Below are 2130 nucleotides of genomic sequence, written 5' to 3' on the forward strand. Positions count from 1 at the left end.
GTCGGCGTCGGCAGCGACTACCCGATCTCGGTGCAGTCGATGTGCACCACCAAGACCCACGATGTCAACACCACCCTGCAGCAGATCGCCGAGCTGACCGCCGCGGGATGTGACATCGTCCGGGTGGCCTGCCCGCGGCAGGAAGACGCCGACGCGCTGGCCGAAATCGCCAAGCACAGCAACATCCCGGTGATCGCCGACATCCATTTCCAGCCGAAGTACATCTTCGCCGCGATCGACGCCGGCTGCGCGGCCGTGCGGGTGAACCCCGGCAACATCAAGGAGTTCGACGGCCGGGTCGGCGAGGTCGCGAAGGCGGCCGGGGCGGCCGGAATCCCGATCCGCATCGGCGTCAACGCCGGCTCGCTGGACAAGCGGTTCATGGAGAAGTACGGCAAGGCCACCCCGGAGGCGCTGGTCGAGTCCGCGCTGTGGGAGGCCTCGCTGTTCGAGGAGCACGGCTTCGGCAACATCAAGATCAGCGTCAAGCACAACGATCCGGTCGTGATGGTGGCCGCTTACCAGCAGCTCGCCGAAAAGTGTGACTACCCATTGCATCTCGGCGTGACCGAGGCCGGCCCGGCGTTCCAGGGCACCATCAAGTCGGCCGTCGCGTTCGGTGCCCTGCTGTCGCGGGGGATCGGCGACACGATCCGGGTCTCGCTGTCGGCGCCGCCGGTCGAAGAGGTCAAGGTCGGCATCCAGATCCTCGAATCGCTCAACCTGCGCCCGCGCGGACTGGAGATCGTCTCCTGCCCGTCGTGCGGGCGCGCGCAGGTCGACGTCTACACCCTGGCCAATGCGGTCTCCGCCGGTCTCGAAGGGCTCGACGTGCCACTGCGGGTGGCGGTGATGGGCTGCGTCGTCAACGGTCCGGGCGAGGCCCGCGAGGCCGACCTGGGGGTGGCCTCGGGCAACGGCAAGGGCCAGATCTTCGTCAAGGGTGAGGTCATCAAGACCGTGCCCGAGGCGCTGATCGTCGAGACGCTGATCGAGGAGGCGATGCGACTGGCTTCCGAGATCGGCGAAGAACAGCGCGGCACGGATGCATCTGCCAGCGGTTCACCGGTGGTCACCGTAAGCTGAGGGCGTAACCCCCACTGGGGGTGAGACAACCCGCAGAAAGTAACCCCATGTCGGCTCCGCCACTGTTTCGTCTGGTCGACGAGCGACGGGTCTCGGTGGTCCGCGATGCCGCGGCGGTGGGGCGGGTGCTCGCCGACGATCCGGTCGGTTCCTGCATGGTGGCCGCGCGGGTCGCCGAACACGGCGTCGATCCGCAGGCGATCGGGGGAGAGCTCTGGACGCGGCGGCGGGCCGAGGAATCGCTGTGTTACGCCGGGGCCAACCTGATCCCGTTGCGCGGGGCGCAATCCGACCTGCACGCGTTCGCCGACAAGGCGATGAGCACCGCACGGCGTTGTTCGTCTCTGGTCGGTCGCGCCGAGTTGGTGCTGCCGATGTGGGATCGCCTGCAACACGCCTGGGGGCCGGCCCGCGATGTGCGCGACCGTCAGCCGCTGATGGCGCTCGGCGGTCCGCCGGTGTGCCGCGTCGACGCGAGCGTGCGCAGGGTGCGGGTGGACGAGCTGGACCCGTACCTGGTGGCCGCGGTCGACATGTTCATCGGTGAGGTCGGGATCGACCCGCGGATCGGCGACGGCGGGCGCGGATACCGCCGCCGGGTGGCCAGCCTGATCGCGGCGGGACGGGCCTACGCCCGCTTCGAGCACGGCCAGGTGGTGTTCAAGGCCGAGGTGGGTTCGCAGTCCCCGGGGGTCGGCCAGATCCAGGGTGTGTGGGTGCATCCGGAGTGGCGCGGGCGCGGGCTGGGCACCGCCGGAACCGCGGCGGTGGCGGCCGCGGTGGTCGACAGCGGCCGGATCGCCAGCCTCTACGTGAACAGCTTCAACGCGGTGGCCCGGGCGGCCTACACCCGGGTCGGCTTCGCCGAGGTCGGGATGTTCGCGACCGTCCTGCTCGACTGACGCCGGCCTGCCACACGTCTTCACCGGACTTCGGTGCGCCTCCGGCAGATTCGGATCACGGCCTCATAACATTTGCCCCAATGGCTACTTGCACCTCATTAGCAACACGAGTCACAGGCGTCGTCTCGGTTCTGGCGGTGAT

2 protein-coding genes are annotated in these 2130 nt (G+C 68.9%); both read left to right on the forward strand.

What is annotated here, in order from left to right; translation table 11 throughout:
* The coding region (ispG, locus tag MSZK_RS17400; protein ID WP_099249995.1) for a flavodoxin-dependent (E)-4-hydroxy-3-methylbut-2-enyl-diphosphate synthase at nucleotides 1-1086 on the forward strand (1086 nt) is incomplete at its 5' end.
* A gap of 47 nt (nucleotides 1087-1133) precedes the next feature.
* Complete coding sequence (locus MSZK_RS17405) at nucleotides 1134-1988, forward strand: GNAT family N-acetyltransferase (RefSeq protein ID WP_099249933.1); 855 nt, start codon at nucleotides 1134-1136, stop codon at nucleotides 1986-1988.
* The last annotated feature ends 142 nt before the right edge of the window (nucleotides 1989-2130 follow it).

It is taken from the genome of Mycobacterium sp. shizuoka-1, from assembly GCF_002723835.1.
Lineage (GTDB): Bacteria > Actinomycetota > Actinomycetes > Mycobacteriales > Mycobacteriaceae > Mycobacterium.